This window comes from Corynebacterium sp. LK28 (genome assembly GCF_014335105.1).
GTDB lineage: Bacteria > Actinomycetota > Actinomycetes > Mycobacteriales > Mycobacteriaceae > Corynebacterium > Corynebacterium macclintockiae.
The window spans coordinates 66,051-92,488 of sequence record NZ_PDGZ01000001.1; the positions used below are offsets into that span (position 1 = coordinate 66,051).

24 protein-coding genes are annotated in these 26,438 nt (G+C 63.1%); 19 read left to right on the forward strand and 5 right to left on the reverse strand.

Features of this window, described 5'->3' with window-relative positions:
• Positions 1–95: 95 nt before the first annotated feature.
• The 11 genes from dnaJ to CRD15_RS00335 all read left to right on the forward strand — a co-directional run bounded on the left by dnaJ (position 96) and on the right by CRD15_RS00335 (position 9,988).
• Positions 96–1,244: a molecular chaperone DnaJ gene (gene dnaJ, locus CRD15_RS00285; protein WP_035001709.1), complete on the forward strand. Its 1,149-nt coding sequence runs from the start codon at positions 96–98 to the stop codon at positions 1,242–1,244.
• Positions 1,245–1,247: 3 nt separating this feature from the next.
• Complete coding sequence (locus tag CRD15_RS00290) at positions 1,248–2,060, forward strand: 16S rRNA (uracil(1498)-N(3))-methyltransferase (protein ID WP_187401631.1); 813 nt, start codon at positions 1,248–1,250, stop codon at positions 2,058–2,060.
• A gap of 11 nt (positions 2,061–2,071) precedes the next feature.
• Complete coding sequence (locus CRD15_RS00295) at positions 2,072–3,067, forward strand: PhoH family protein (RefSeq protein ID WP_034974701.1); 996 nt, start codon at positions 2,072–2,074, stop codon at positions 3,065–3,067.
• Positions 3,068–3,112: 45 nt separating this feature from the next.
• On the forward strand, positions 3,113–3,715 hold the full coding sequence (gene ybeY, locus CRD15_RS00300; RefSeq protein ID WP_187401632.1) for an rRNA maturation RNase YbeY: 603 nt from the start codon (positions 3,113–3,115) through the stop codon (positions 3,713–3,715).
• The gene (locus tag CRD15_RS00305; RefSeq protein ID WP_034992257.1) at positions 3,712–5,115 is read left to right on the forward strand and encodes a hemolysin family protein; all 1,404 of its coding nucleotides are present in this window, start codon (positions 3,712–3,714) and stop codon (positions 5,113–5,115) included. The genes ybeY and CRD15_RS00305 overlap by 4 nt, the downstream gene beginning before the upstream one ends.
• Before the next feature lie 10 nt (positions 5,116–5,125).
• Positions 5,126–6,145: a GTPase Era gene (gene era / locus CRD15_RS00310; RefSeq protein WP_034992254.1), complete on the forward strand. Its 1,020-nt coding sequence runs from the start codon at positions 5,126–5,128 to the stop codon at positions 6,143–6,145.
• A gap of 140 nt (positions 6,146–6,285) precedes the next feature.
• On the forward strand, positions 6,286–6,870 hold the full coding sequence (locus CRD15_RS10175) for a DUF4282 domain-containing protein (RefSeq protein WP_035001711.1): 585 nt from the start codon (positions 6,286–6,288) through the stop codon (positions 6,868–6,870).
• Positions 6,871–6,873: 3 nt separating this feature from the next.
• Complete coding sequence (locus CRD15_RS00320; protein WP_034967102.1) at positions 6,874–7,269, forward strand: DUF4282 domain-containing protein; 396 nt, start codon at positions 6,874–6,876, stop codon at positions 7,267–7,269.
• Positions 7,270–7,286: 17 nt separating this feature from the next.
• Positions 7,287–8,036 (forward strand): DNA repair protein RecO, encoded by a 750-nt coding sequence (recO, locus tag CRD15_RS00325; protein WP_034974726.1) that lies wholly within the window; start codon positions 7,287–7,289, stop codon positions 8,034–8,036.
• Between the two features lie 33 nt (positions 8,037–8,069).
• The gene (locus CRD15_RS00330; protein ID WP_080716057.1) at positions 8,070–8,819 is read left to right on the forward strand and encodes an isoprenyl transferase; all 750 of its coding nucleotides are present in this window, start codon (positions 8,070–8,072) and stop codon (positions 8,817–8,819) included.
• Positions 8,816–9,988, forward strand: a complete 1,173-nt coding sequence (locus CRD15_RS00335) for a VIT1/CCC1 transporter family protein (protein ID WP_370546756.1) — start codon at positions 8,816–8,818, stop codon at positions 9,986–9,988. Before CRD15_RS00330 ends, CRD15_RS00335 begins: the two co-directional genes overlap by 4 nt.
• 6 nt (positions 9,989–9,994) lie before the next feature.
• On the opposite strand, the gene CRD15_RS00340 is transcribed toward CRD15_RS00335, so the two are convergent.
• The gene (locus tag CRD15_RS00340; RefSeq protein ID WP_034967108.1) at positions 9,995–10,417 is read right to left on the reverse strand and encodes a Fur family transcriptional regulator; all 423 of its coding nucleotides are present in this window, start codon (positions 10,415–10,417) and stop codon (positions 9,995–9,997) included.
• A gap of 774 nt (positions 10,418–11,191) precedes the next feature.
• On the opposite strand from CRD15_RS00340, the gene CRD15_RS00345 reads away from it, so the two are divergent.
• The 3 genes from CRD15_RS00345 (at position 11,192) to CRD15_RS00355 (ending at position 15,063) form a co-directional block, all read left to right on the forward strand.
• Positions 11,192–12,571, forward strand: a complete 1,380-nt coding sequence (locus CRD15_RS00345; protein ID WP_187401633.1) for a glycine--tRNA ligase — start codon at positions 11,192–11,194, stop codon at positions 12,569–12,571.
• Positions 12,572–12,573: 2 nt separating this feature from the next.
• A complete protein-coding gene (locus CRD15_RS00350) occupies positions 12,574–13,197 on the forward strand; it encodes a hypothetical protein (RefSeq protein ID WP_034993090.1) in 624 nt (207 codons plus the stop codon).
• 240 nt (positions 13,198–13,437) lie between these two features.
• A complete protein-coding gene (locus CRD15_RS00355; RefSeq protein WP_043014903.1) occupies positions 13,438–15,063 on the forward strand; it encodes an inorganic phosphate transporter in 1,626 nt (541 codons plus the stop codon).
• Between the two features lie 602 nt (positions 15,064–15,665).
• Here the strand turns inward: CRD15_RS00355 and CRD15_RS00360 are convergent.
• Positions 15,666–17,675 (reverse strand): TPM domain-containing protein, encoded by a 2,010-nt coding sequence (locus tag CRD15_RS00360; RefSeq protein WP_187401634.1) that lies wholly within the window; start codon positions 17,673–17,675, stop codon positions 15,666–15,668.
• Between the two features lie 50 nt (positions 17,676–17,725).
• Between CRD15_RS00360 and CRD15_RS00365 the strand changes: the two genes are divergently transcribed.
• Together CRD15_RS00365 and CRD15_RS00370 are read left to right on the forward strand one after the other, a co-directional pair.
• Entirely contained in the window at positions 17,726–18,349 is a 624-nt protein-coding gene (locus CRD15_RS00365; RefSeq protein ID WP_230580464.1) for a YdcF family protein, read from the forward strand.
• 10 nt (positions 18,350–18,359) lie between these two features.
• Complete coding sequence (locus tag CRD15_RS00370) at positions 18,360–19,676, forward strand: deoxyguanosinetriphosphate triphosphohydrolase (RefSeq protein WP_187401635.1); 1,317 nt, start codon at positions 18,360–18,362, stop codon at positions 19,674–19,676.
• A 113-nt stretch (positions 19,677–19,789) separates the two neighbouring features.
• Here the strand turns inward: CRD15_RS00370 and CRD15_RS00375 are convergent, their stop codons facing one another.
• Positions 19,790–20,242: a ribonuclease domain-containing protein gene (locus tag CRD15_RS00375; RefSeq protein ID WP_034967138.1), complete on the reverse strand. Its 453-nt coding sequence runs from the start codon at positions 20,240–20,242 to the stop codon at positions 19,790–19,792.
• 10 nt (positions 20,243–20,252) lie between these two features.
• On the reverse strand, positions 20,253–22,010 hold the full coding sequence (locus CRD15_RS00380) for a GMC oxidoreductase (protein WP_051893590.1): 1,758 nt from the start codon (positions 22,008–22,010) through the stop codon (positions 20,253–20,255).
• A 158-nt stretch (positions 22,011–22,168) separates the two neighbouring features.
• Between CRD15_RS00380 and dnaG the strand changes: the two genes are divergently transcribed.
• A complete protein-coding gene (gene dnaG, locus CRD15_RS00385; protein ID WP_187401636.1) occupies positions 22,169–24,169 on the forward strand; it encodes a DNA primase in 2,001 nt (666 codons plus the stop codon).
• Here the strand turns inward: dnaG and CRD15_RS00390 are convergent.
• Positions 24,166–24,486: a hypothetical protein gene (locus CRD15_RS00390; RefSeq protein ID WP_034967143.1), complete on the reverse strand. Its 321-nt coding sequence runs from the start codon at positions 24,484–24,486 to the stop codon at positions 24,166–24,168. The genes dnaG and CRD15_RS00390 overlap by 4 nt on opposite strands.
• A gap of 154 nt (positions 24,487–24,640) precedes the next feature.
• On the opposite strand from CRD15_RS00390, the gene CRD15_RS00395 reads away from it, so the two are divergent.
• Both CRD15_RS00395 and CRD15_RS00400 read left to right on the forward strand, forming a co-directional pair.
• Positions 24,641–25,741 (forward strand): S-(hydroxymethyl)mycothiol dehydrogenase, encoded by a 1,101-nt coding sequence (locus CRD15_RS00395; protein WP_187401637.1) that lies wholly within the window; start codon positions 24,641–24,643, stop codon positions 25,739–25,741.
• Positions 25,742–25,791: 50 nt separating this feature from the next.
• On the forward strand, positions 25,792–26,433 hold the full coding sequence (locus tag CRD15_RS00400) for an MBL fold metallo-hydrolase (RefSeq protein WP_034973224.1): 642 nt from the start codon (positions 25,792–25,794) through the stop codon (positions 26,431–26,433).
• The last annotated feature ends 5 nt before the right edge of the window (positions 26,434–26,438 follow it).

Consider the following 26,438-nt stretch of genomic DNA (forward strand, 5'->3'; position numbering starts at 1 on the left):
AGTTGGTTTAGGAATAAGACCGCAGATAAGCAACTGCAAGTAACTGCAAGCAACCGCAAGCAACTCAAGATAGACGTGAAAAGGACCCGCTGAACGTGGCTCGAGACTATTACGGAATCCTCGGTGTGGATCGCGACGCTACGGACGCCGAAATCAAGAAGGCGTACCGCCGCCTGGCTCGCAAGTACCACCCCGACGTCAACCCTTCTGAAGAGGCCGCGGAGAAGTTCCGCGAAATCTCCCTTGCCCAGGAGGTGCTGACCGACCCGCAGAAGCGCCAGATCGTGGACGCCGGTGGGGATCCGGAAGAGCAGGGCTTCGGCCAGCCGGGAGCGGGCGGCTTCGGCGGCTTCGGTGGCGGTGGCCTGGGGGACATCTTCGATGCGTTCTTCGGCGGCGGTGGTGGTGGCCAGCGTGGGCCGCGCCAGTCCCGCGTGCGCCGCGGCAACGATGCCCTGGTGAAGATCGAGGCTTCACTGGAGGAAATCTACGCCGGCGTGGATCGCGAGATCACCGTGGAAACCGCCGTGTTGTGCGACGTGTGCGACGGCACCGGCTCTGCCTCTAAGGCAGCCCCTGTGACCTGCCCTACCTGCCAGGGTGTGGGTGAGGTCATGGAGCTGCAGAACTCCATGCTGGGGCGCGTGCAGGTTCGCCGCGCCTGCCACCGCTGCGCGGGCACCGGCGAGGTCATCCAGGATCCGTGCGAAAACTGCGCGGGCGACGGGCGCGTGCGCGATCGTCAGACCCTCAAGGTCTCTATCCCCGCTGGTATCTCCGACGGCATGCGTCTGCGCATGAGCGGTAAGGGCGAGGTCGGCCCCGGTGGTGGCCCGGCCGGTGACCTGTACGTGGAGGTACACACCACCGAGCACCCCTACTTCATCCGCGAATCCGACGATCTGCACGTGAACCTGCAGGTCCCGGCGGTAGAGGCGACCTTGGGCACCTCCGTGGAAGTGAAGCTGCTGGACGATTCCGTCGCCACTGTGGACATCGCCCCCGGCACCCAGCCGGATGCCACCATCCGCCTGTCGGATAAGGGCATGCCGCACCTGCGCCGCGAAGGCCACGGTTCGCTGATCGCCCACGTGGAAGTCATGATCCCCACCGACCTGAGCCACAAGCAGCGCGACCTGTTGGAGCAGCTGCGCGAGGCTAGCTCCCAGAACGCCGGTGTGGCCACCAAGGACGAGTCGCACGACGGCTTCTTCTCCCGCCTCCGCTCGAAGTTTGGCCGTTAGCCCATGACCGATCCGGTGTTCATCCACCCCATCCCCGAGCCCATCGCGGCCGGGGATCGCTTCCCGCTGACCGGCGCGGAGGCCAAGCACGCCACCGTCAAGCGTCTCGAGGTCGGGGAGGGGTTGGTTGTCACCGACGGCACCACTCGCGCGGTGCAGTGTTCTTTTCTTGGTGACGCCACCGTGGAGGTCGCCGACATTCTGCAGCTTCCCGTCCCGCACCCGCGGGTGACGGTGGTGCAGGCGATTCCAAAGTCCGACCGGGCGGAACTGGCTGTGGACCTGATGGTGCAGGCGGGCGTGGATCGGATTGTCCCGTGGGCGGCCCGCAGGGCGATCGCGAAGTGGGATGGCAAGGAGGCCAAGGCGCACGCGAAGTGGGAGAACGCTGCCCGCGCGGCGGCGAAGCAGTCCCGCCGCCTGCAGATCCCGGAGGTCACCCAGCTGGTGCGTAGTCCGCGGGAACTCGCCCGGGTGCTAGAGCTCGGAGAGGCCGGCGCAGTCGGCAACAGTGGCGCCGCCGATAACAGTGGCGCTGCCGGGAACACCGGCGCAGCCGACACCACCCGCGTGCTGGTACTGCACGAGGAAGCTACCGAGCCGCTTCCCGCGGCCGTGACCGCCGCGGTGTCCGCGGGTGCCGCCGAGCTGGCTCTGGTGGTCGGACCAGAAGGAGGCATCGGCCGCGAGGAGCTGGAAGAGTTGGCACAGTTGGGTGCCACCCCGGTCCGGCTGGGGCCGGAGGTGCTGCGCACCGCCACCGCCGCGGCGGTGGCCCTGGGCGCCATCGGCGCTGTGACGGAGCGTTGGCGGTAGGATCTATTCACATGACGTCTTCCAACTCCGCCAGGTCACCGCGCCCCCGCGTAGCCAGCTCTACTGTGGAGTTCGACCCGGATTCCATCGTGGCTGTCGCCGGCCCGGCAGATGAAAACCTACGGGTGCTGGAGCTCGCCTTCGATACGGACATCCTGACCCGCGGCAATCGCGTGACGATCCGTGGCGAGGCCTCCGAGGTCTCCCAGGCACGCCGGGTGTTGCAGGAGATGATCAATCTGGTGGATCGCGGTCACGCGGTGGATCCCGCGGCCACGCGGCGAGCCATTTCCCTGGTGGAGAAGCAGGCCACGGAGTTGATTTCCAGTGGCGACCTCGCGCCCATCGTCTCCTACCGTGGCAAGACCGTGCGCGCCAAGACTCCCGGCCAGCGCGAGTATGTGGAGGCCATCGACGAGGATGCCATTGTGTTCGGCATCGGCCCTGCAGGAACCGGCAAGACCTATCTGGCGATGGCGAAGGCGGTTCAGGCCTTGCAGTCCAAGCAGGTCAACCGCATTATCCTGACCCGCCCAGCCGTGGAGGCAGGGGAGAAGCTGGGCTTCCTGCCCGGCACCCTCAGTGACAAGATTGACCCCTACCTGCGCCCGCTGCACGATGCGCTGCGAGAAATGGTGGATCCGGAGACGATCCCGCGGTTGATGGATACCGGCGTGATCGAGGTCGCGCCACTGGCCTACATGCGCGGCCGCACCCTCAACGATTCCTTCGTGGTTTTGGACGAGGCGCAGAACACCACCCCGGCGCAGATGAAGATGTTCCTCACCCGCCTGGGCTTCGGCTCCAAGATGGTGGTCACCGGCGACCTGAGCCAGGTGGATCTGCCGGATCGGCAGGAATCTGGGCTGAAGGTCGCCCGCCAGGTCCTGCTGGGCGTGGATGGCGTTTCGATCATCAACCTGGATTCGGACGACGTGGTGCGCCACCGTTTGGTCTCCAAGATCGTGGAGGCTTACGGCACCTATGAGATGGAAAACGAAATCTAGCAGCGACCAAGAATTGAAGCACTTACGAAGAGGCAACTAGCACCCATGAGCATCGAAGTTTTTAACGAATCCGGCCGCGGCGAGGTCAACGAGGAAGAGCTGATCGACGTCGCCCGCTACGCCCTGTGGACCCTCGACGTGCACCCGGCCGCCGAGCTTTCCATCCACATCGTGGACCTGGAGACCATGGAGGACCTGCATGTTCGCTGGATGGATCTGCCCGGTCCTACCGACGTGATGAGCTTTCCTATGGACGAATTGACGCCCGGTTGGGGCCGCAAGGACGCGGCGGAGCCCTCACCGGCGATGCTGGGCGACATTATGCTGTGCCCCGACTTCGCCGAGGGACAGGCGGCGCGCGCGGGCCATTCCCTGGCACACGAGCTGGATCTGCTGACCGTCCACGGCGTGCTGCACCTGCTGGGGTTCGACCACGTCACCCCGGAAGAAGAACAGAAGATGTTCGCCCTGCAGAACGAGATCCTGGCCAATTGGTACGACTCGCAGGAAGAGCGTGGGGTGAGCTTCGCCCCCAAGCCCACGGGCGCCGGGGCGTTCCCCAGCGCTGCAGACCGCGACGATACCCACGGCGATACCCGCGACGATACCCACGGCGACAACCCCGGCGATACTGAATCTAATTCATGACAATCGACATCCCCTTAGCCATTCCCTTTGCAGTCCTCGCCCTTGTTCTCGGCGGCGTGCTTTCGCTGGTGGAGGCCGCAGTGTCCTCCCTCTCCGCCGCTCGGGTGGAAAACCTGGTCAAGGAGGACCGCCCGGGCGCGGTCCGGTTGGAACGGGTGCTAGAGGGGCGCGCCGGGCACATCAACCTGTTGGTGCTGCTCCGCACCATCTGCGAGGTCTCCGGCGCGGTGTTGGCTTCCTCCGCCTGCGTGCAGCTGATGGGCTCGCGCGGCTGGGCCTATGCCACGGCCATCCTGATCGTCACGCTGCTGACATTCATCCTGATCGGCGTGCTGTCGCGCACGCTTGGTAGGCAAAATCCGTACACAATTAGCCTGGCCACCGCCCCGATCCTGCTGGGGCTATCCAAGCTCTTAAGCCCCATCGCCAAGCTGCTGGTGCGCGCCGGTAATGTGTTGACGCCCGGCCGGGGTTTCCGCAACGGCCCCTTCGCCTCCGAAATTGAGCTACGTGAGATGGTGGACATTGCCTCCGAACGTGGCGTGGTGGAGCACGACGAGCGGAAGATGATCCAATCCGTGTTTGACCTCGCCAGCACGTCGGCGCGCTCCGTGATGGTGCCGCGGCCGGAAATGGTGTGGATCGAGGCTGATAAAACCGCAGGGCAGGCGACCAGTCTATGCGTGCGCACCGGTCTTTCCCGCCTGCCTGTGGTGGGCGATGATGTGGACGACATTGTGGGCGTCATTTACCTCAAAGACCTCATCGCAGAGACCTATCACATGCGCGACGGCGGCAGCTCCACATTGGTGCGGGACTGCATGCGTCCGCCGGTGTTCGTGCCCGATTCTCGGAAGCTGGATGACCTGTTGGAGGACATGCAGCGCGACCAGGTGCACATCGCGATGCTCATCGACGAATACGGTGCAGTGGCCGGGTTGATCTCCATTGAGGACATTCTGGAGGAAATCGTCGGCGAGATCGCGGACGAATACGATGCTTCCGAACAAGCGCCGATCGAGCCGCTGGACGACGGCAGCTACCGGGTGCAGGCGCGACTGTCCCTGGACGAGCTGGAGGAACTCTACGGCGACGTGGAGTTCAGCGAAGAACAGCACGAGGAAGTGGATACGGTTTACGGACTCGGTGCCTTCGAGTTGGGCAGGGTGCCGATTCCCGGGGCGAAGATTACGACCGCTGGCCTACACTTCCGCTACGAGGGTGGTCGCGATCGGCGTGGGCGCGTGAAGATTCGTTCCGCCGTGGTTAGCCGCGAACAGCAGGCTGATGGCACTGGCGATGCCGGCCACGATGGTGGGGCGGCAGGCGGTATGGCCGTGGCGGCGTCCACAAGAAACAGCGGCCAAGCTAACAGCGCTAGCGATAAAGAACAGCAATAAGGGATACTTGATGACCATGAACGATCCTTACATCCCCGAAGATCCCTTCGACCCGGGCGCGGGCATGCCCGACGGTGCGGACGGGGCGGCCGTTGCCCCCGAAGAGCTGCAGGTGCCGGAAGAATACCGCGCGCCCGAGGGCTTCCGCTCCGGGTTCGTCAGCTTCGTCGGCCGCCCCAACACAGGTAAATCCACCCTGACGAACGCGCTGGTGGGGGAGAAGATCGCCATCACCGCCGACCAACCGGAAACGACCCGCCACCCGATCCGCGGCATTGTGCACCGCGAGGACGCGCAGATCATCCTGGTGGACACACCCGGTCTGCACCGCCCACGCACGCTGCTGGGCGAGAGGCTGAATGAGGTGGTGAAGGAGACGTACTCGGATGTGGACGTCATCGCCATGTGCGTGCCCGCGGACGAGAAGATCGGCCCCGGTGATCGATGGATCGTGGAGGCCGTCCGCAACGTCGCGCCGAAAACCCCGCTGATCGGCGTGGTGACGAAGCTGGACAAGGTTTCCAAGGACCAGGTCGGCGCACAGCTGCTGGCGCTGCACGAGCTGCTGGACGGGGCGGACGTGGTACCGGTTTCCTCCACCAAGCAGGTGCAGCTGGATGTGCTGCTGGACGTGCTGCGTGAGCACCTGTCGGAGGGGCCGAAGTTCTACCCGGACGATCACGTGACCGATGATGATCGCGATACCCGCATGGCGGAGCTGATCCGCGAAGCGGCGCTGGACGGTCTGCATGACGAGCTGCCGCACTCCGTGGCCGTGCAGATCGAAGAGGTTCTGCCGAACCCGCAGCGCGAAGGCGTGCTGGATGTCCATGCGGTCATCTATGTGGAACGCGAAGGGCAGAAGGCGATTCTGCGGGGCAAGGACGGGCGGCGCTTGTCGCGCATCGTCCACCGCTCGAGGCTGGAAATCGTGAAGATGCTGGACCAGAACATCTACCTGGACGTGCACATCAAGGTGGCGAAGAACTGGCAGTCGGATCCGAAGCAGCTGGGGCGGATGGGGTTCTAGCTCGGGGGTAACGGTCCCGGCCTGGGGATATGCTGTTCGCCCGGTGCAACGTTGCGAAATGCGATACGTTGAATTGACCTATTAACCGATAGCGAACAAGCGAACGTATGCCACCCGTGGTGGCGCTAGGAAGGGCTTTAGTGACAACTCCACAGAACCCGTTTGGCTCTGATGATTCCCAGGGCGGTGCACAGGGTAACCCGCAGGATCAGACCCAGGACTTTACCCGCGACTTTACCCAGGGCTACCCGCAGGATTCTTTCCAGCAGGATCCACAGAACCTTTACGGCCAGCCGGGCCAGTACAACTCCGCTCCATATGGCGAGCCTGCAGGTGCTCCTTACGGCATGGCTGCCTACCCGAACGCCCAGCAGGCAAACATGACGACGGGAGCGGACAAGGACGGCTTCTTTGCCGCCCTGTTCGACTTCAGCTTCACCCGCTACGTCACGCCGTCCGTGGTGAAGGTGCTGTACACTCTGCTGATGGTCGTTATTGGCCTGTTCGTGCTGCTCGCGGTTATTGGACTGATCGTTGCAATGAGCCAGGATGGATCTTCCGCTGTCGCAGCCATCATCTTTCTGCCACTGGTGATCTTGGGCGCAATTGCCTGGTTGGCCTTTTATCGCGTTGGTCTGGAAGTTGCAGTCTCCATCATTCGCACTGCACAGTCGGTGCAGTCCATCGACGAGCGGCAGGCGCGTAACTCCAGCTTTGGGGGGTAGCCCATGGGAAACGAATCTTTCTTTTCTTCCCTCTTCAACCTGGATTTTTCGAAGTACGCAACCAGGCCTTTCCTGCGTGTGCTGTACATCATCGCCTTCGTCATCGTTGCCCTGAATCTGGTGTTGTTCTTGCTGGCAACGTGGACTGATGCGTTTCAATTCAACATCACGGTAAACAGCGAAGGCTTCAATCAAAGCGCCGCTGAGAGCGCCGATAAGACGGAATCTGTTTCCTCTATTGAAGACAACACGGCTGCCAAGGTGGTCTTGACCCTGATCATTGTTCTGCAGTCGCTGATCAACCTGGTGATTGTCCGGGTCATCATGGAGATCGCCGTTGCGCTGGTAAGCACCGCAGCCGCCTGGGGTCGCATCAAACAGCGGGGTCTGGCTGCCTAGCGCTATACTTGCTCTTCATGAGTAGAAGGTCTCGTCCCAGCTTCCGGGACGAGGCCTTTGTGCTTCGTACCTACAAGTTGGGCGAGGCCGACCTGATCCTCGTTCTACTCACCAAGGATCACGGTCTGATCCGCGCCGTCGCCAAGGGAATCCGGAAGACCCGGTCCCGCTTCGGCGCCCGCCTGGATCGCTTTTCCCGCGTCGATGTGCAGATTTACCCCGGCCGTTCGTTGGCCAATGTCACGGACGCCGCCACCGTCGCCACCTACGCTTCGCGTATCGTCGCGGATGTCGATCGCTTCTACGCGGCCACTGCGATGTTGGAGATGGCCCAGGTTTTCGCCGCCGAACCTTCGTCGTCGAACTCGATCTTCTTTCTTTTGGACGCCGCACTCCAGCAACTCATCACCTCAGACCTACCGCCCGTGTGCGTGGCCGACGAGTTCGTGCTGCATGGCCTGGAGGTCGCTGGTTGGGCACCCAGCCTGGTCGACTGTGCGCAGTGCGGGAAACCCGGCCCCCACCGGGCCTTCCACCCGGCAGCCGGGGGTGCGGTGTGCGTGACGTGTAGACCCCCGGGCGCATTCACGCCTCCGTCCGCGGCGGTGCACGTGTTGTGGTTGCTGAAAAGGGGGCGTCATGACCAAGCAGCCCAAGAAATCCGCAACCATCAGGGGCAGGACATCGCGGCGACGGCGCACCGCCTTGTGCTGGCGCACGTACGGCAGCAGCTAGAGGTCGGGTGCCCGGCGTACGCAGCGCTATAGGGGCGGTCGCGGGCGTGTGGCAAGATAGTACGGGTGAGTAGCATCGAATATCCGCACGTGGATCGTTCCGAAATCCCGCAAGAGCTCCGACCGAAGCACATCGCTCTAGTGATGGACGGCAATGGTCGCTGGGCGGAGGAACGCGGCATGGTTCGCACCGAGGGGCACCGCCGGGGCGAGGCAGTGCTGATGTCGCTGGTGGAAGAATGCATCGAGCTAGGGGTGGACTACCTGTCGGCCTACGCGTTTTCCACCGAGAACTGGCGCCGATCGGCCGACGAGGTGCGCTTTTTGATGGGCTTTAACCGCGACGTGCTGCGCCGCCAGCGCGACTACCTGAACAGCCTGGGAGTGCGGATCCGCTGGGTGGGGCGCCGCCCGCGCCTGTGGCGGACGGTGATCTCGGAGCTGGAGGCAGCCGAGGAACTGACGAAGAACAACACGACCATGACCTTGGGCATGTGCGTGAACTACGGCGGTCGCGCGGAAATTGCGGATGCTGCGCGCCTGATCGCCGAGGACGTGAAGGCTGGTCGGTTGAAGCCCCGGCAGGTGAACGAGAAGACGTTCGCCCGCTACCTGGACGAGCCCGACATGCCGGATGTGGATCTGTTCCTGCGCCCGTCGGGGGAGATGCGAACCTCTAACTTCCTGCCTTGGCAGTCCACTTACGCGGAGATGGTCTACCAGGATGTTCTGTTCCCGGACTACACGCCGAACCACCTGCGGGCGGCGGTGCTGGAGTTCGCGAAGCGCGACCGGCGCTTCGGTGGTGTGAAGTGAGCGACGCAGTAGAGCAGCCGCAGCCGACCGGGCAGGCAGGGCAGGCGGAGCAGACGGAGCAGACGGCAGGGCAGACCGAGCCGCAGCCGACGAAGCGACAGATCGCGCGCTGGCAGCAGTACCTCGCCAATGAGCGCGCCGAGGGAGCCGTGTACCGCGAACTGGCGCGCAAACGCACCGGTGAGGAGCGCGAGATTCTGCTGGGGCTGGCCGAGGCTGAAGCACGCCACGAGGCATATTGGAAGAACCGGCTGGGCGAATACGTCGGCCTGCCGCGGAAGGCCAGCCTGGATACCCGTATGAAGGCCTGGATGGCCCGGCGCTTCGGGTCGGTGTTCGTGCTGGCGCTGATGCAGTCGTCGGAGCAGCGCAACGAGTATGTGTCCGACAAGGATGCCTCGGACCGGTTGGCTGCCGACGAAGCTATTCACGCCGAGGTTGTACGTGGGCTGGCGGCACGCGGGCGCGCCCGCATGTCTGGCGATTTCCGGGCGGCGATCTTCGGCGCCAATGACGGGCTAGTGTCCAACCTGGCGCTGGTGCTGGGCATGGTCGGTACAGGTGGGTCGGCCCACTTGGTGCTGGTGACAGGTATCGCCGGTCTGCTGGCCGGTGCGCTGTCGATGGCCGCGGGCGAATACGTTTCTGTGACCTCGCAGAAGGAGCTGCTGGGTGCGAACGCCCCGGATCCGAATGCCAGCCGTTCGCTGCCGAACCTGGACGTGAATCAGAACGAGCTGGCGCTGGTGTACCGCGCCCGCGGTATGAGCGCGGAGGAGGCAGCCCTGCGCGCCCGCCAGGTTTTCGACTCGATCATCGAGACCAGCCGGCCAGTGGGGGAGCAGCCTTTCGATCCCGCCAAGGCCACCGTTGTTGGTGCAGACGATGGTGCTGAGGACGCCGGATCAGGCCTGTCCGCCGCTGTCTCCAGCTTCATGTGCTTCGCAGTCGGAGCATTAATCCCGGTACTGCCATACATCTTTGGCATGTCCGGATCCGCCGCAGCGATCGTCGCCTGTGTGGTGGTGGGGCTGGCCTTGATGTTCACCGGCTCTGTGGTGGGGCTGTTGTCTGGGGTCGAGCCGGGTCGACGCGCTTTGCGTCAATTACTTATCGGTTACGGCGCTGCCGGGGCGACGTACCTGCTGGGCTCGATCTTCAACGTGTAGCGCCGGCTACTTCTTCTGGCAGTCGCCGCACAAGCCGAAAATCTCAGCAGTGTGGCCGGACTTTTCGTAGCCGAACTTGTTGGCGGTCTGAGCAGCCCACTCTTCGACCGGGCCGCCATCGATCTCCACGGTACGGCGGCACGAGGTGCACACCAGGTGATGGTGATGATCATCGGTGGCGCAGGCGCGGTATAGCGTTTCGCCGGATTCGTCGTGCAACGTATCGATAGCGCCGACCTCAGCCATCTGCTGCAGGGTGCGGTAGACGGTGGTCAGGCCGACCTTGTGCTCCTTGGCAACCAGCTTTTGGTGGATGTCCTGAGCGCTGCAGAACGTGGTGAGGCCGTCGAGTACCTCCGCCACAGCGCGCCGCTGGCGGGTGCTGCGCTGGCCGATCTTCGGAAGTTTGCTGTTAACTGGCGTGCTCACGGTGAGTTCGCTCCTTGGGATATATTCTCGGTGCCAGTCCTTGGGGGAGAGTCCTTGGGGGATTGGCTCCGGTACAACTTCAGCGCTTGAATGGGGGAGCGGTGGAGTTGTGGGGTTGTCGTGGGGTTGTAGCTGGCAGATCTATGTGGATGCGATCGTGCGCAACGCTACTCTGCGATACCTACCAACACTAGGTCTCTAGCCGACAGTTTTCAATAAGCTTTCGATAAGTCTTGCCGGCACTCCCCAGAGAGGGGTAGAAATGCCTGGTGAAATGCCCAGTTTCGGGTGCTTGGCGGGGCGTGCAAAATAATGCTTCACCAATGTTCCGTAGACGCTTGACTTTGTAGAAAGCAACGGGCTAGATTTGAGGCAGTTCCCTTGGGAGTGTGCGTAATCCCCCCCCCCTCGCAGCTCCCGCTTATAAGGGAACAGGCCCCATTCTCCTTGTGAGGACAGAGTGGCCGGAACCCGCGGTTTTACCCCCCCCCCTAACCGCGGGTTCTTTCTATTTTTCAAGCATTCTGCGGTCGGTACTCCTTGCCTTGAGCGGAGCGTTTTCTATGTCCCGCGCGGAGCGTTTTGTAGGCACTGCGCGGAGCGTGCTTCCCACACCGCGTAAACGCTGTGGGGGAACCCACCCCGACCGTCGGCTATTGCCTGGAACAGGCTAAGATGTGGGGCACGACAGCTTAAAACGGCTGAGCTGAAGTTCTGAGCCGGAAAGCTGAGCCTGCACCGAAGCAAAAGTCCGACCAAGGAGATACGCCCACCATGGCAAGCACCATTGATTCCGTCGTTAATCTAGCCAAGCGTAGGGGTCTGGTGTATCCCTGCGGTGAGATTTACGGCGGAACCCGCTCCGCCTGGGACTACGGCCCACTGGGTGTGGAACTGAAGGAGAACATCAAGCGCCAGTGGTGGCGCCACATGGTGACCTCCCGCCGCGACGTTGTCGGCCTGGACTCCTCCGTGATCCTGCCGAAGCGCGTGTGGGAAGTGTCCGGCCACGTGGAGGTATTCACTGACCCGCTGGTCGAGTCTCTGCACACCCACAAGCGTTACCGCGCCGACCACCTGCTGGAAGCCTACGAGGAAAAGCACGGCCACCTGCCGGCAAACGGCCTGGCCGACATCAACGATCCGGAGACCGGCCAGCCCGGCGCCTGGACCGAGCCGAAGGCTTTCTCTGGATTGCTGAAGACCTTCCTGGGTCCCGTCGATGACAAGGAAGGCCTGCACTACCTGCGTCCGGAGACCGCTCAGGGTATCTTCACGAACTTCAAGAACGTGATGACCACCTCCCGCCAGAAGCCGCCGTTCGGCATCGCGCAGGTCGGTAAGTCCTTCCGTAACGAGATCACCCCGGGCAACTTCATCTTCCGCACCCGCGAGTTCGAACAGATGGAGATGGAATTCTTCGTCAAGCCGGGCGAGGACGAAGAGTGGCACCAGTACTGGATCGATGACCGCCACCAGTGGTACATCGACCTGGGCATTAAGCCCGAGAACCTGCGCCTCTACGAGCACCCGCAGGAGAAGCTGTCCCACTACTCCAAGCGCACCGTCGACGTGGAGTACGCCTTCCACTTCAACGGCTCCAAGTGGGGCGAGCTCGAGGGTGTGGCTAACCGCACTGATTACGACCTGCGCGTCCACTCCGAAGGTTCCGGCGAGGACCTGAGCTTCTACGACCAGACCACGGAGGAGCGTTGGATTCCGTACACCATCGAGCCCGCCGCCGGCCTTGGCCGTGCGATGATGGCCTTCCTTGTTGACGCCTACACGGAAGAAGAAGTACCGAATGCGAAGGGCGGAACCGACACCCGCACGGTGCTGAAGCTGGACCGTCGACTGGCTCCCGTTAAGGTCGCCGTTCTGCCTTTGTCTAAGAAGGAGACGCTGACGCCGACGGCGGAGAAAATCGCCGGCCAGCTGCGTGGCTTCTGGAATGTGGACTACGACACCTCCGGCGCGATTGGCCGCCGCTACCGCCGACAGGATGAGATCGGTACTCCGTTCTGTGTCACGGTCGACTTCGACACGCTGGAAGACAACGCTGTGACGGTGCGCGAGCGCGACACGATGGAGCAGGAACGCATCAAGATCGAGGATCTGCACAGCTACTTCGCCGAGCGACTGGCGGGCTGCTAGGAATGTCCAGCGATATCCGCTGGGGGCTGCCCAGTGATGGGCACACGTTCCCCATCTATGAAGGTCCCAGCAACGATCTGGTGAAGGTGGCGGAGTTCGCCGACGAGCGCGGCGTCACGAACATCCGCTTCGGCGGCGACACGTGGCAGCTGCACGGCCCCGACGACAGTAACGTCAGCGACAGCGCTGCGGCTGCCGACAGTGCTGCAGACGGTGAGTCCCGCGGCGGTGGCGTCACAAAGAATGGCTGCACTGCCTCGGCGACGACCCAGACGGGCACTTGGACGGTGACCGGCGACGGCAAGAGCTTCGGCAAATCGGAGCGCTACGAGGTACAGGCCGACCGGCACCGCGTGACCATCATCGCGGAGACGAAGAAGAACTTCGTGCTGGACATCGACGGCGAGAAGGCCGGGCAGTTCAGTAGTGAAAACCGCGGCCTGCGGAATCTCCACGTGGAGTTCGAAGGGCCAGGGGAGAAGCTGCCCATCGACGTGCGCGTATTCATTTCGTGGGCGGCGCGGCTGTGTATGGAGACGCGGATGATCAGCTCGTCGTGGGCGGTCACCATTGCGCTGCTGCTGTGCATTCCGATTGTGGTGCTCTACTGGATTGGGTTTGTTTAAGCCATCTGTGATGGCGCCGGGGTGGGGCGCCTGAGGGAGGGTTCATGACGGCGCCGGGGTGCTTTGCTTAGGTGCCGGAGTGAGGAGAGGTAAGCGCTGATCAGGCAGGTGCTGAGATTTCACTAGAAATAATGCGAGATTTTCGCGCCTGTTAACCTGTAGTTAACCTTTTGCACTCATTTCTTTTACCTGCATGGGTCAAGGTATTCCTCGTCTGAGATCTTGACTTTTGGAGGAATCTTGTCGGCGACAACCGATACGGCCGCGCCTGCGTCGGCCCAGGGTATAACCCCCACCCCTGAGGACGGAAATAATACTTGGTGGCACCTGTTCTTCGGTGGACTTCTGGCCGTGACCCTGGTGACTTTTAGTCTCTGGGCACACGACTACGTTGGCGAAAACGCCAGCGTAGTCGTGCTGTTGACTACCATCATTTTTGCCGTGTTTATGGCGTTCAATATCGGTGGTAACGACGTTGCGAACTCCTTCGGTACCTCCGTTGGTGCCGGCACGCTGAGCATGAAGCAGGCCCTGGTGGTCGCCGCGATCTTCGAAGTCTCCGGTGCTGTCCTGGCTGGTGGCGAGGTTACGGACACTGTCCGTTCCGGCATTGTCGACCTGGATGCCATCGATGGCCTAGAGCCGATGAACTTCGCATACATCATGATGGCCTCCCTGCTGGGCGCAGCCGTCTGGCTGCTTGTCGCCACCCGCATGGGTTGGCCGGTGTCCACTACGCACTCCATCGTCGGCGGTATCGTCGGTGCGGCGCTGACCGTTGGTTTCGTTACCGGTACCGGCGGCTGGTCCATGGTTCAGTGGGGCGCGGTTGGCAAGATCGCGATCTCCTGGGTTCTGTCCCCGGCGCTGGGCGGTGTGGTTGCATACTTGCTATACGGCGCAATTAAGCGCGGAATTCTGGTCTATAACGAGCTGGCTGAAGAGCGCCTTGAGGCGATTAAGAAGGAAAAGAAGGAGCTGAATATTCAGCACAAGATCGCCTTCGGACAGCTCAGCGAGGAAGAGCAGCTGGCCATGACCGACTCGATGATCCGCGACTCGACCACGATGCGCGAGGACAGCTTCTCTGAGGAAGACCTGGAATCCGATTACTACAAGAAGCTGCACCGCATTAACAAGTCCGTTGAGGATGTTGAGGCTCACCACGCTCTGGATACCTGGGTGCCGCTGCTGGCTGCTGGTGGTTCCATCATTATCTCCGCGATGCTGCTGTTCAAGGGTCTGAAGAACATGAACCTGGAGCTGTCCAGCCTGGGCAACTTCTTGATCATGGGCATGGTTGCAGCTGTTGTCTGGATGGCTGTCTACATCTTCTCCCGCACTCTGAAGAAGCATGCTCTGAGTCGCTCCACCTTCCTGCTGTTCAGCTGGATGCAGGTGTTCACCGCATCTGCCTTCGCATTCAGCCACGGATCCAACGACATCGCTAACGCGCTTGGACCGTTCGTGGCAGTGCTGGACGTGCTGAAGACTAACAGCATTTCTGAGGAATCCAGCGTGGCGCTGCCCGTCATGGTTGCCATGGGTGTTGCCCTGATCTCCGGCCTGTGGTTCATTGGCCGCTTCGTGATCCGCACCGTGGGCTCCGGCCTGACGAAGATGCACCCGGCCTCTGGCTTTGCTGCCGAGCTGTCCGCAGCGGCCGTGGTTATGGGCGCATCCGTGCTGGGGCTGCCGGTTTCTTCTACTCACATTCTGATTGGCGCTGTGTTGGGCGTTGGCCTTATTAACAAGGACGCCAACTGGGGCCTGATGAAGCCCATCGCCCTGGCTTGGGTTATCACCCTGCCGGCCGCTGCAATTATCGCCGGCGGTACAGTCTCTGTCCTGCGCGTAGTTTTCTAAGTCAGGCTTACGCATGGTTTAGGTCGGTCAAAGCTGGTTGGCTGGCTACTGCTGAAGCGCTCGCCCTTCGGGGTGGGCGCTTTTTGCCGTTGGGGCTGCGTGATTTCCGTGATTGTGGGGCGCTAAATGTCGGAAAAGTTGTAGTTGTCGTATATTTTGCACAAGGCTTCATATTAGCTAACGCTTTGACCTGCGCGTTTATGTAGTTGGAAAGTATCGTCACTAAGGTTTTGCAACTTTTCCGACATTTGCGGGTTTGGTGGGCACCTCGGTCGGTGATGCCGATCTTTTTGGAGCCTTCAACGGGGGCGTGGGAGGGGGCGTGGAGGGGGCGTGGAGGGGGACGGAAAGTGGTCGAATGTCGCTAGAACGGGAATCTGTAGGAGCGGCACTTGGCTCGGGAAAACTCGCAGACCGCTGACCTGCGGTTATGTGTAGCTGAAAAATGTTTGCAATAACATAATCCCGTTCTAGCGACATTTAGCTGCCGCGGCTTGGCGGCGTGCATGATGGAATGTCGCTGAGAGGGTTGGTGGGGTGCAAATAGTCTTATGGGGAAGCTGGAAACTGGGGCAGGCAGCCGGAAGCGGGGGCGCAGCCAGCTAGAAGCTGGAAGAGCCGCTACCACCGAAGTCGCCGCCACCAAAGCCCCCGCCGCCGAAGCCGCCACCAAAACCGCCACCCCCGAAGCCGCCGAAGCCGCCGTTGCCGCTCAGCAGCGAGCCCAGCACCACGCCAGAGACAAAGCTGCCGCTGCCGCCACCGCGGTAACCTCCGAAGTTGCTGCCGGTGAAGCCACCGCCACGGTTGTTGAAGTCGTTAATGTCCTTGCGAGCCTCCGCCGTGGCTTGCTTCGCCAACTGGTTAGCGCGCTGTGCCGACCGCAGCGCCTGCTTCGGATCCTCCGCGCGCAGCCGTTCCGCCTCGTTCAGTGCAGAACGCGCCGCCTGCGCAGAAGTACGCGCATCCACGCCAATGATCTTCCGGCGGTTCCGGATCAGCCCTTCCACGGCCTCCAACCGCTGGGTCGCATCCTCCATGATGCGGTCCACCATGTTGACCGTCCGGGCGTAGTCGTTGGCGATGCCACGCGCCTCGTCCAGCTCCACATCCAGCGCGCCATCGGCCTCCAGCAGCTCGGAGTAACAGCCCAGCGGATCCGTTGAACCCTCAGCCCGCGCCCTGTCCAGTGCCTTGTGCGCCTGGTCCACAGCTGCCTGCAAGTCGTCTCGGTCCAGGTCCGCGCCGGTCTTTGACAGTTCCGCGGCCTCGGAGATCTCGCCTTCAACCTCAGCAATTAGCGCCGGCAGGTTGTTCTGCGCTGCACGCAGGTGTTCTTCCGCACGCTCCACGGCCAACAGCTGGGAATCTGCCTGCTGTAGCGCCAGCTTCGCGGCGCCCAGGGAATCGATAAGTCCGCCCTGCTGCCCGGCCGGCTTGTCCAGCAGACCACGCGCGGTATCCAGTGCCTTCTCGGCCTCCGTCAGGGCATCCTCGGCCACGTCCGGATTGTCGCGCACGGAATCCAGCAGCGCAGGATCAACGCGGGTCTCCGCATCGCTCAGAATTTCCCGCGCGTTCGGAATTCGGTTGTGCAGGCTGATGCTGGTCTGCCGTAGCTTTTCCACCAGCTCGGGCGCGTTCATCAGTTTCTGGCGCAGCTCGGCAAACTTGGCGGCCTGCCCGTCCAGGTTGTCATCGGCTTGTCCGCAGGTAGAAACGATCTCGATCAGCAGGTCGCGCTGCTCCGGTTCTGCCGTGACCAGTCCAGAGCTCAGCCGCTCGTGCATGCTGTACGCCTTGTTCAGCGTGCTGCGGCTGTGCTGCAGTGCTTTGGCCAGGTCGCGGGTGCGTTCTTCGCCGAACTCTCCGCGTGCAACGGAAAGCTCTTCGTCGCCCTTGCGGATCGATTCGTCGGTACTGGTCAGCTCCTCGGCCGCCAGCTCGCGCAGCACGTCGGTGGGCTGCTGGTACAGGTCGCCGACGTTCCCCGGCTCAATCGAGCGCGCAGTTTCCAGCTGCTGCGCGTGCGTCTTCCTCCGGTTCCGGCGAGTCCACACTGCCGCGCCCACCCCGGCGCCGATCACTCCTGCAGCTCCCGCGCCGATCCACACCTTTGTTGCCGTGGAGGTCTTGCCAGCCAGCTTGTCCGCTGCGGCCCGCGCGCCTCCGGCCCAGTCGTCGTCGGCGAAGTGCTCCCGCGCCGCGTTCTGCAGCTTCTCCGCCTCGCTGGTTTCCACCTTCGCCCCCGCGGCATATCCGATCTGCCGCGTTTCGGTTGCCACGGCCAGCACGATCACGTTCTCGGTGCCGTCTTGTTCGCGCAGCTGCTCGGCCAGCGCTTTAATGTCGCCTGGTGCGGTCGGGACGAAGACGATGTAGAGCTTCTTGCCGGATTCCTTCGTTGCTTCTTTTAATGACGCCGTAATGTCCGCTTTTTCCTGCTCAGACAACACCCCGGACTCGTCAACCAGCTGGGATGTAAGTTTCACCTCGCTGGTGGCGGTGGCTGCTGAGGCCGAGGGGGCGTCAATAAGAAAAGAGCCGAATCCGAGAACGGCGCCGGCAGCCAGGATCGCCAGGAAGCGGGTAGGGGAAAAAGTCGGTTTCATACAGCCCACCTTAACGAAAAAAGTGGGGGAGACCGCGTATGGTTTTGCGCATGGCAGTTGCACGGCATCCGGTGAAGCGCGCGGTGAAGTATGTCTTCGTTGCGCTGTTAACCCTCGTCTTGGTGGCGGTGGGTGTGTTCGGTGTGACCGCGTTCCAGATCTGGCATTTCGCCCGGGCGGACGATAGGCGCGCGGCGGATACGATCTTTGTGCTAGGCGCGGCGCAGTATGCAGGCAACCCGTCGAATTGGTTCGCCTCAAGGTTGAACCATGCGGCGGAGCTGTACAAGCAGGGGGTGGCGCCGACGATCGTCACTGTCGGTGGGAAGGCTGCGGGCGACGAATACACCGAGGCTGCGTCGGGGAAGAACTACCTGGTGGAGAACTTCGACATCCCGGAGTCCGCGGTCGTCTCAGTGGAGGAAGGAACGGATACGCTGGATTCCGCGAAGGCTTTTGCCCAGGTGGCGCAGGACCATGGCTGGCAGACGTCCGTGGTGGTGACGGATCCGGCGCATTCGCTGCGGGCCACGCGGATGGTGCGCGACCAGGGGATGCAGGCGTGGGCGAGCCCGACGCGCCAGGGGCCGTCGGTGTTTACCCGAAAGTCGCAGGTAAATTCGATCCTGCACGAGACCTTCGGCATGCTGTACTACCAGGCAGTAGAGAAGTAAGAAAGAAGACATGCGTTACCCGTATAGCGAACACGACCAGCAGCGGAGGTTGCCGGACCGGCCGAAGACTCTGGGGTTGCCCGGGGCAGTAGTCGACGGTCGGGATAGTTTCGACCGCGACCGGGCGCGCGTGCTGCACTCCGCGGCGCTGCGGCGGCTGGCGGATAAGACGCAGGTCGTGGGGCCGGGGTCGGGGGATACGCCGCGCACGCGGCTGACGCACTCGCTGGAGGTTGCGCAGATCGCCCGCGGGATCGGCAAGACGTTGGGCGCTGATCCGGACCTCACGGAGCTGGCGGGGCTGAGTCACGACATTGGCCACCCACCGTATGGTCACAACGGCGAGCGCGCCTTGGACGAGGCTGCCGCCGACTGTGGGGGCTTCGAGGGCAACGCGCAGACGCTGCGCATTCTTGCGCGGTTGGAGCCGAAGGTGTTGGCGGATGCTGCAGGCACAACGGGCACTGCCGGCACAGCCGGCACAGCGCCGGTCTCCTACGGCCTGAACCTCACGCGCGCCAGCCTGGACGCGGCCTGCAAGTACCCGTGGGGGCCCGTCGACGAACAGGGCAACAAGCGTGCCAAGTATTCCGCTTATGCCGAGGACGTGGAGACCCTCGAGTGGATCCGCGAAGGCGCACCGGAGGGGCGGAAGTGCCTGGAGGCGCAGATCATGGACTGGTCCGACGACGTCGCGTACTCGGTGCACGACGTGGAGGACGGGATCCTTTCCGGCCGCATCGACTTTGGCGTGCTGTGGGACCTGGTGGAGCTGGCCGCGTTGGCCGAGAAGGGCGCCCGCGTGTTCGGCGGCACCCCGGAGGAACTCTTGGAGGCAGCCGACCGCCTGCGCGGCATGGCGCTGGTTTCCCGCGCGGCGGATTTCGGGGGTTCCATGCAGGACCTCGCGGCGCTGAAGGCTATGACGTCCGAGTTGGTTTCCCGCTTCGTCACCGCCGCGGTCACCGGAACCCGCCAGCAGTTCGGCGAGGAGGCACTAGGCCGCTACGCCGCCGACCTGGTTATCCCCGAACCCGTCCAGGCGGAGGTCACGCTGTTGAAGTCCGTCGCCGTCCTTTACGTGATGGACGAGGCCCGCCACCTGGCCAATCAGCAGCGTCAGCGCGAGCGCATCTTTCGCGTCACGGACTACCTGTGGCGCGGCGGCTCGGGCGCACTGGACCCCATGTTTTCTTCGTGGTTTGACGCCGCAGCCTCCGACCGCGAAGCACGCCGGGTAGTTATCGACCAGGTGGCCTCGCTAACGGAATCCAGGTTGGAGCGGCTGGACAAGCGCGCCAGCGGGATCAGCGCCGCCTGGGCCTAGCGGCGCGCTGCCGCTCACGCTGCGCGCCGCCCGGGCCTGGCTGCGCGCTGCCGCTCACGCTGCGCACTGCCGCTCACTCTGGGCACAATGCGGTGCGAGTCAGCGCAAGCCCGCTAATCTTCCGCGTCCGGGATGGAGCAGAAGCTCTCGAAGTGGTCGGAGGTGTAGTACCACACCTCCGGATCCGTCTTGGTACCACCGCCGACGACGATGCGGCGCGCACCCCGGTGGTTAACCCCCGGGGTCTTCACGGTGTATTCGCGGTAGTAGCTGCCCTTTTCCTTCGGCAGCAGGCCCTCGTAGTTGCCGAAGTGCTTGCCGTCGGCTTCCCCGTCGTCCGGCGGAGCGTCCTGCAAAATGTCGTCGATCTGCTTCTTGGCTTCCGGCGGGAGGGTGTCAACGGCGCAGGTGTCGGCGTCATTACTAGAAACACCGGAAGCACCACCCTCGTTTCCGTCGTCATGCAGGCCGAACCAACCGGCCGCGACGACCGCCGCGCCGACAATCGGCGTGGCATATTTGGCCCACTTCTTGGGTACGAGACTCTGCAGACTTCCCTGAGACATAGGGAAGAGTCTAGAGCACGCGCAGTGGCAGGCGGAGGGCGGCCGGTGCGTCGTCCGGAACCATCGGGTTGTTCGGTTGTACAGGGTCGATGCGGCGGTAGCCTTCGGACTGCGGTGGGCGCGGGTCGGCCTCACCCTTGTTCGGCCACATGGCGGCGGCGCGCTCGGCATTGGCGGTGATGGACAGCGACGGGTTCACTCCCGGGTTCGCGGTGATGGCAGAACCGTCGGTGATGAACAGACTGGGGTAGCCCCACGCACGGTGGTAGGGATCCACCACGCCGTGCTCGGGGGAGGAGCCAATGACGCAGCCGCCCAGGAAGTGAGCGGTCAGCGGGATGTTGAAGACCTCCGACCACACGCCGCCGGCGATGCCCTTCGGCAGCATCTTCGCCAGGATGCGGGTGGCGGCGTTGCCCTCGGGGATCCAGGTGGGGTTCGGCTCGCCGGTGCCCTGCTCGGAGCTCAGCATGTTGAACGGGCCGACCTTGCGCAGGAAGGTGCGCAGCGAGTTGTCCCTGGTCTGCATCACCAGGTTGATGACGGTGCGCTGCGACCATTTGCTCAGGTTGAGCAGGCGGGGGATGGCCTTGTACTGCAAAACCACCTGCTTGAGGAATTCCAGGAAGCGGGGTTGCAGCTTATCGCCGTCTGTCATCAGGGTCTGCAGCAGGCCCATCGCGTTGGAGCCCTTGCCGTAGCGCACCGGCTCGATGTGCGTATCCGGGGCTGGGAAATAGGAGGAGGTGATGGCCACGCCCTCGGAGAAATCCATGTCGGGGGAGTAGGTCGAACGGTTCGCACCCAGCAATGCCTCGGAGTTCGTTCGCGTCAGGTGCCCCAGCTTGTCCGAGAGCTTCGGCAGGTTGCCGTTGGCCTTCTGGCGGTGCAGCAGGTTCTGGGTGCCCCAGGTGCCTGCGGCGACGACCAGGTTATCGGCGGTGAAGGTGCTGGTCTTGGGGTTGCGCTTGGTGATCGGCCCGGTCTGCTTCGCCTGCACCGTCCAGGTGGTGCCATCGAAGGTGATGTCGGTGACTGTGGTGCGGTCGTGGACCTTCGCCCCGCCCTTCTCGGCCAGGTACAGGTAGTTCTTCAGCAGGGTGTTCTTCGCGCCGTGGCGGCAGCCGGTCATGCATTCGCCGCACTCGTGGCAGGCGGTTCGGTCGGGACCGACGCCACCGAAGTATGGATCCGGAACAGTCTCACACGGCTTACCTTCGAGCCCGACCTTTTCTCCAAAGAAAACACCGACGGGTGCCATGCGGAATGTGTCGCCCACGCCCATTTCCTCGGCAACCTTCTTGGAGTAGACGTCGGCGGGGGTCATGGTGGGGTTCTCCACCACGCCGAGCATCTTCTGCGCCTGTTTGTAGTAGGGGGTGAGCTCGTCTTCCCAGTCGGTGATCGTGTTCCACTGCTTGTCGTTGAAGTAGGCCTCGCCCGGCTGGTAGAGCGTGTTCGCGTAGTTCAGCGAGCCGCCGCCCACGCCCGCGCCGGCGAGGATCATCACGTCTTTGAGCAGGTGGATGCGCTGGATTCCGTACAGGCCCAGGTGCGGCATCCACAGGAAGTCCTTCAGGTGCCAGGAGTTCTTGGCGAATTCCTCGTCCTTGAAGCGGCGGCCGGCTTCGAGGATGCCGACGTTGTAGCCCTTCTCCACCAGGCGCAGAGCGGTGGTGGATCCGCCGAAACCAGAGCCGATAATCAGCACGTCATAGTGGTTGTTGGTCTGTGAGGCGTTCTGTGAGTCAGTCTGCGAGCTAGACATGGTAGTCAACCATCCCTCTTCCATTGGTGTGACGTAGATCCTATTTTGAACACGTTAGCGCCACGAATAGCCGTGATGTGTTGTTTAAGAAAAATAGCTTTCCGGCACCGGAATGCTGCCCGATCCAGGCTGTCCGGGGGTTGTACTAGCATGTGGCTATGGCTAAGGGCAGGATTCCGGAGCGGGACATCGAAGCAATTCGAGAGCAGACCCCCATCGAAGAAGTAGTGGGGGATTATGTGCAGCTCAAACCGGGTGGCGTCGATTCCATGAAGGGACTTAGCCCGTTCAAGGACGAAAAGACCCCCTCGTTCCACGTGCGCCCGAACCACGGCTACTTCCACTGCTTCTCCACGGACCAGGGCGGCGACGTTTTCAAGTTCCTCATGCTGATGGAACACATGTCTTTCCCCGAGGCCGTGGAGGCCTGCGCCGAGCGCATCGGCTACCGCATCAACTACGAGGGCGGCGGTCCCGGCAAGCGGGAGGAGCCCGGCACGCGGCGCAGGTTGGTCGCCGCGAACAAGGCGGCCTTTGAGTTCTACCGCAAGGAATTTCTTGGTGACGCCGAAGGCGCGGCCGTCGCCCGCAACTTCCTTATCGAACGCGGCTTCACCATGGAACACGCCGAGCAGTTCGGCTGCGGGTATGCACCGGCAGGATGGGATCGGCTGACGAAGCACTTGCAGCAGAAGGGCTTTACGTTCAAGGAAATCGAGGCAGCGGGCCTGGGCCGCATGGGTAAGCGCGGCCCGATCGATCGGTTCCACCGCCGCCTTTTGTGGCCGATCCGTTCGGTCAGTGGTGATGTGATTGGCTTTGGCGCCCGTAAGCTTTTCGACGATGACAAGCTGGGCAAATACCTGAATACGCCGGAGACGATGCTGTACAAGAAGTCGAAGGTGCTTTTCGGCATTGATCAGGCGAAGCGGAACATTGTCTCTAAGCACCAGGCCGTGGTGGTGGAGGGGTACACCGACGTGATGGCCATGCACGCTGCCGGGGTGGATACGGCGGTGGCTGCCTGTGGCACGGCCTTCGGCGGGGAGCACCTGGCGGCACTGCGGCGGTTCATGCTGGACGACCAGTTCTTCCGGGGCGAGATCATCTACACCTTCGACGGCGACGAGGCCGGGCAGAAGGCGGCCATGCGTGCCTTTGAGGGCGACCAGCAGTTCGCCGGGCGGAGCTATGTGACGGTCGCGCCGGGCGGGCAGGACCCGTGTGACGTGCGCATCAAGCGCGGCGATGCGGCGGTGCGCGAGCTGGTGGCCTCCCGCATTCCGATGTTCGAGTTTGTGATCCGCACCCTGATCGCCGACTACGATACGGCCAGCATTGACGGGCGCGTGCACGCCCTACGGCGCATTGTGCCGGTGCTGGCGGGGATCAAAGACGAGGCGCTGCGGGACGAATACGCCCGCCAGGCCGCGGGCTGGGTGGGGTGGGATAACCCCAACGACGTGCTGGATCAGGTGCGAAAGGAGGCGCGGAAGTCCGGCGCGCAGCGGCCGAGGTTGGAGTTGAAAACCGGTGGTGGTGTCGGTGCTGTCGGCGGTGCTGGTGCGGGTGCTGGCGGCGGTGCTGGTGCGGGAGCCACTGGCGGCACTGGTTCTGGCGGCGTGGGCGCGCCCGGGCTGCACGTGGTCAAGGGCATGGAGCGCCCCAACCCGAACGACGACTTCCTGGAAGGCCCCCGCGAGGTCATGAAGCTGGCCTTGCAGGAACCGCAGCTGGCCTCCACCATCTTCGACCTCATGCCCCCGGAGAGCTTCGTGCATCCGACATACGTGGCGATGGCTGAGGCTGTGGCGTCCTTAGGAGGGGCGGCGAACAGCAACGGCGGGCCCGGATGGATCGAGAAGATCGCGACGCAGATGAAGGATCCGATGGGGGCCGCGGTCGTCTCCGAGCTGGCGGTGGAAGACCTGCACTGCCCGCAGGAGCGGCTGCCATACTACGCGGATGCGATCATGGCGCGGATGCAGGAACGCTGGGTGGGCAACGAGATTGCGGACATGAAGTCCCGTATGCAGCGCATGCGCCCCGACCTGCAAAAGGAGGAGTATAACGCGCTATTTGCGGATGTGATTGCGCTGGAGAAATACCGGCGCTCGCTGCAGGAGCGCGCGGCGGACTTCGGCGACTTTACGCGTTAGCGCTTCTTCTTAAAAGGATTCTTCGGCTGGTCGATCTGGTCGATCTTGTCGTTCGGGTGCAGGTCATCGGCCTCGACGATGGTCTGGCCCTCGCCCAGCGAATTACGGGTGGAGCGGTTCAGGTCGCGCACCTCGTGCATGCGCGGCTCCGGATCCAGGCGGTTGGCCAGTGCCTTGCGGCCGGAACGTACAACGGCCTTCGTGATGTCCGAGTTCACTGCGGACTGGTAGCCGCGGCGGATCTGTTCGTAGCGACGGCGGCCGGCCTTCGTACCCATCAGGTAACCCGCGGCGGCTCCGACGACGAGCTGAATCATGGTGGCTCCTTGGTTTTTGGCTTTAGTTGCTGCATTAATGCCGTTGGTGCCCCAATCCTACGCGAAGCCCCCGACGGCACAGAACAGAGCACGGAACAGGCGGGTGATTCGGCGCCCGCTGCCGCCTGTCCGAGTCGCTCCTACAATGGGTGACATGACTACAACTGTGAAAGCCGTAATTTCTCGTGCGAAGAACGAACCCGTCGAGCTGACCGACATCGTCATCCCTGATCCGGGTGACAACGACGTGATCGTCCGCATCCAGGCCTGCGGCGTGTGCCACACCGACCTGGCCTACCGCGACGGCGGCATCACGGACGATTACCCGTTTTTGCTGGGCCACGAGGCCGCCGGTGTGGTCGAGCAGATCGGCGACCGCGTGACCCACGTGGAGGTCGGCGACTATGTGGTGCTGAACTGGCGCGCCGTGTGTGGCCAGTGTCGCGCCTGCAAGAAGGGCGAGCCGAAGTACTGCTTCGATACGCACAATGCGTCGAAGAAGATGACCCTCACCGACGGCACGGAGCTGGAAGCCGCTCTGGGCATCGGCGCTTTCGCGGAAAAGACCCTGGTCCACGAAGGACAGTGCACCAAGGTGAACCCGGATGCCGACCCTGCGGTCGCGGGTCTGCTGGGATGTGGCGTCATGGCCGGTCTCGGCGCCGCCGTGAACACCGGTGAGGTCAAGCGCGGCGAGTCCATCGCCGTCATCGGCGTAGGTGGCGTGGGCATGGCCGCCATCGCGGGTGCGGCCGTTGCCGGTGCGACGAAGATCATTGCTATCGATGTTTCGGACGCCAAGCTCTCCCGCGCCAAGGAGGAGTTCGGCGCAACCCACACGATCAACAGCTCCGAGCTTTCGGATGAAGAGCTGGTGGCGAAGGTTCAGGAGATCAACGGTGGATTCGGCGTGGATGTAGTTGTGGACGCCGTGGGCCTGCCCCAGACCTTCAAGCAGGCATTTTACCTGCGTGACCTGGCTGGCCGCGTGGTGCTGGTGGGCGTGCCGACCCCGGAGATGACCCTGGAGATGCCGCTGCTGGACGTGTTCAGCCACGGCGGTGCGCTGAAGTCCTCCTGGTACGGCGATTGCCTGCCGGAGCGGGACTTCCCGATGTACGTGGACCTGTACCAGGAGGGCCGCTTCCCGCTGGATCGCTTCGTGGATGAGCGCATCGGCATCGACGCGGTGGAAGCCGCTTTCGAGAAGATGAAGCAGGGCGAGGTCCTGCGCTCCGTGGTGGAGTTTAAGTAAGCAGGCGAGGGCGTAGACCCGGAAGGTAAAGAGGCAGGTAGAGAGGAAGCATGAGCGAGCACAAGTTTGACAACCCGCAGATCGAGCAGTTTGAGACCTCCGGCAAGTTCCGGCTGGATGGCGGCGAGTGGGACGTGGATAACAACGTCTACCTGCTGGCCGAAGGGGATCGCTGCATCGTGGTGGACCCGGCGCACGATGCGCAGAAGGTTATCGACCACGTGGGGGATCGCACCGTGGAGGCTATCCTGCTGACCCACGCGCACAACGATCACTGTGAGCTGGCCCCGGAGCTGGCGCAGAAGTGGGGAGTGGAGGTCTACCTGCACCCGGACGATCGGATGCTGTGGGAGGAATCCAACGGCGATGCACCGTTCAGCCCGATTGACGTGGAGGATCCGCGGTGGGCCGACTGGGGTGTGAAGCTGTACCACACGCCGGGCCACTCGCCGGGTTGCATCGTGGTGGAGGTGCCAACGCAGAACGCGCTGCTGTCTGGCGACACGCTGTTCAATGGCGGCCCGGGTGCGACGGGACGGAAGTACTCTAGCTTCCCTACGATCATCGAGTCGCTGCAGTCGAAGGTGTTTAAGCTGCCACACGACATGGAGGTGTACCCCGGCCACGGCGATTCCACGACGGTGGGTGCCGAGGCAGCGCGCATCGAGGAGTACATCGAGCGCGGCTACTAATACCC

What these genes read in the sequence shown, in the direction of transcription:
- CRD15_RS00320 (WP_034967102.1), top strand. Translation starts at nt 6,874, where the DNA reads ATGGGAAACGAATCTTTCTTTTCTTCCCTCTTCAACCTGGATTTTTCG.
- CRD15_RS00305 (WP_034992257.1), top strand. Translation starts at nt 3,712, where the DNA reads ATGACAATCGACATCCCCTTAGCCATTCCCTTTGCAGTCCTCGCCCTT.
- CRD15_RS00345 (WP_187401633.1), top strand. Translation starts at nt 11,192, where the DNA reads ATGGCAAGCACCATTGATTCCGTCGTTAATCTAGCCAAGCGTAGGGGT.
- CRD15_RS00400 (WP_034973224.1), top strand. Translation starts at nt 25,792, where the DNA reads ATGAGCGAGCACAAGTTTGACAACCCGCAGATCGAGCAGTTTGAGACC.
- recO (WP_034974726.1), top strand. Translation starts at nt 7,287, where the DNA reads ATGAGTAGAAGGTCTCGTCCCAGCTTCCGGGACGAGGCCTTTGTGCTT.
- CRD15_RS00395 (WP_187401637.1), top strand. Translation starts at nt 24,641, where the DNA reads ATGACTACAACTGTGAAAGCCGTAATTTCTCGTGCGAAGAACGAACCC.
- CRD15_RS00295 (WP_034974701.1), top strand. Translation starts at nt 2,072, where the DNA reads ATGACGTCTTCCAACTCCGCCAGGTCACCGCGCCCCCGCGTAGCCAGC.
- ybeY (WP_187401632.1), top strand. Translation starts at nt 3,113, where the DNA reads ATGAGCATCGAAGTTTTTAACGAATCCGGCCGCGGCGAGGTCAACGAG.
- era (WP_034992254.1), top strand. Translation starts at nt 5,126, where the DNA reads ATGACCATGAACGATCCTTACATCCCCGAAGATCCCTTCGACCCGGGC.
- CRD15_RS00290 (WP_187401631.1), top strand. Translation starts at nt 1,248, where the DNA reads ATGACCGATCCGGTGTTCATCCACCCCATCCCCGAGCCCATCGCGGCC.
- CRD15_RS00370 (WP_187401635.1), top strand. Translation starts at nt 18,360, where the DNA reads ATGCGTTACCCGTATAGCGAACACGACCAGCAGCGGAGGTTGCCGGAC.
- CRD15_RS00390 (WP_034967143.1), bottom strand. Translation starts at nt 24,486, where the DNA reads ATGATTCAGCTCGTCGTCGGAGCCGCCGCGGGTTACCTGATGGGTACG.
- CRD15_RS00360 (WP_187401634.1), bottom strand. Translation starts at nt 17,675, where the DNA reads ATGAAACCGACTTTTTCCCCTACCCGCTTCCTGGCGATCCTGGCTGCC.
- CRD15_RS00365 (WP_230580464.1), top strand. Translation starts at nt 17,726, where the DNA reads ATGGCAGTTGCACGGCATCCGGTGAAGCGCGCGGTGAAGTATGTCTTC.
- dnaG (WP_187401636.1), top strand. Translation starts at nt 22,169, where the DNA reads ATGGCTAAGGGCAGGATTCCGGAGCGGGACATCGAAGCAATTCGAGAG.
- CRD15_RS00350 (WP_034993090.1), top strand. Translation starts at nt 12,574, where the DNA reads ATGTCCAGCGATATCCGCTGGGGGCTGCCCAGTGATGGGCACACGTTC.
- CRD15_RS00375 (WP_034967138.1), bottom strand. Translation starts at nt 20,242, where the DNA reads ATGTCTCAGGGAAGTCTGCAGAGTCTCGTACCCAAGAAGTGGGCCAAA.
- CRD15_RS00380 (WP_051893590.1), bottom strand. Translation starts at nt 22,010, where the DNA reads ATGTCTAGCTCGCAGACTGACTCACAGAACGCCTCACAGACCAACAAC.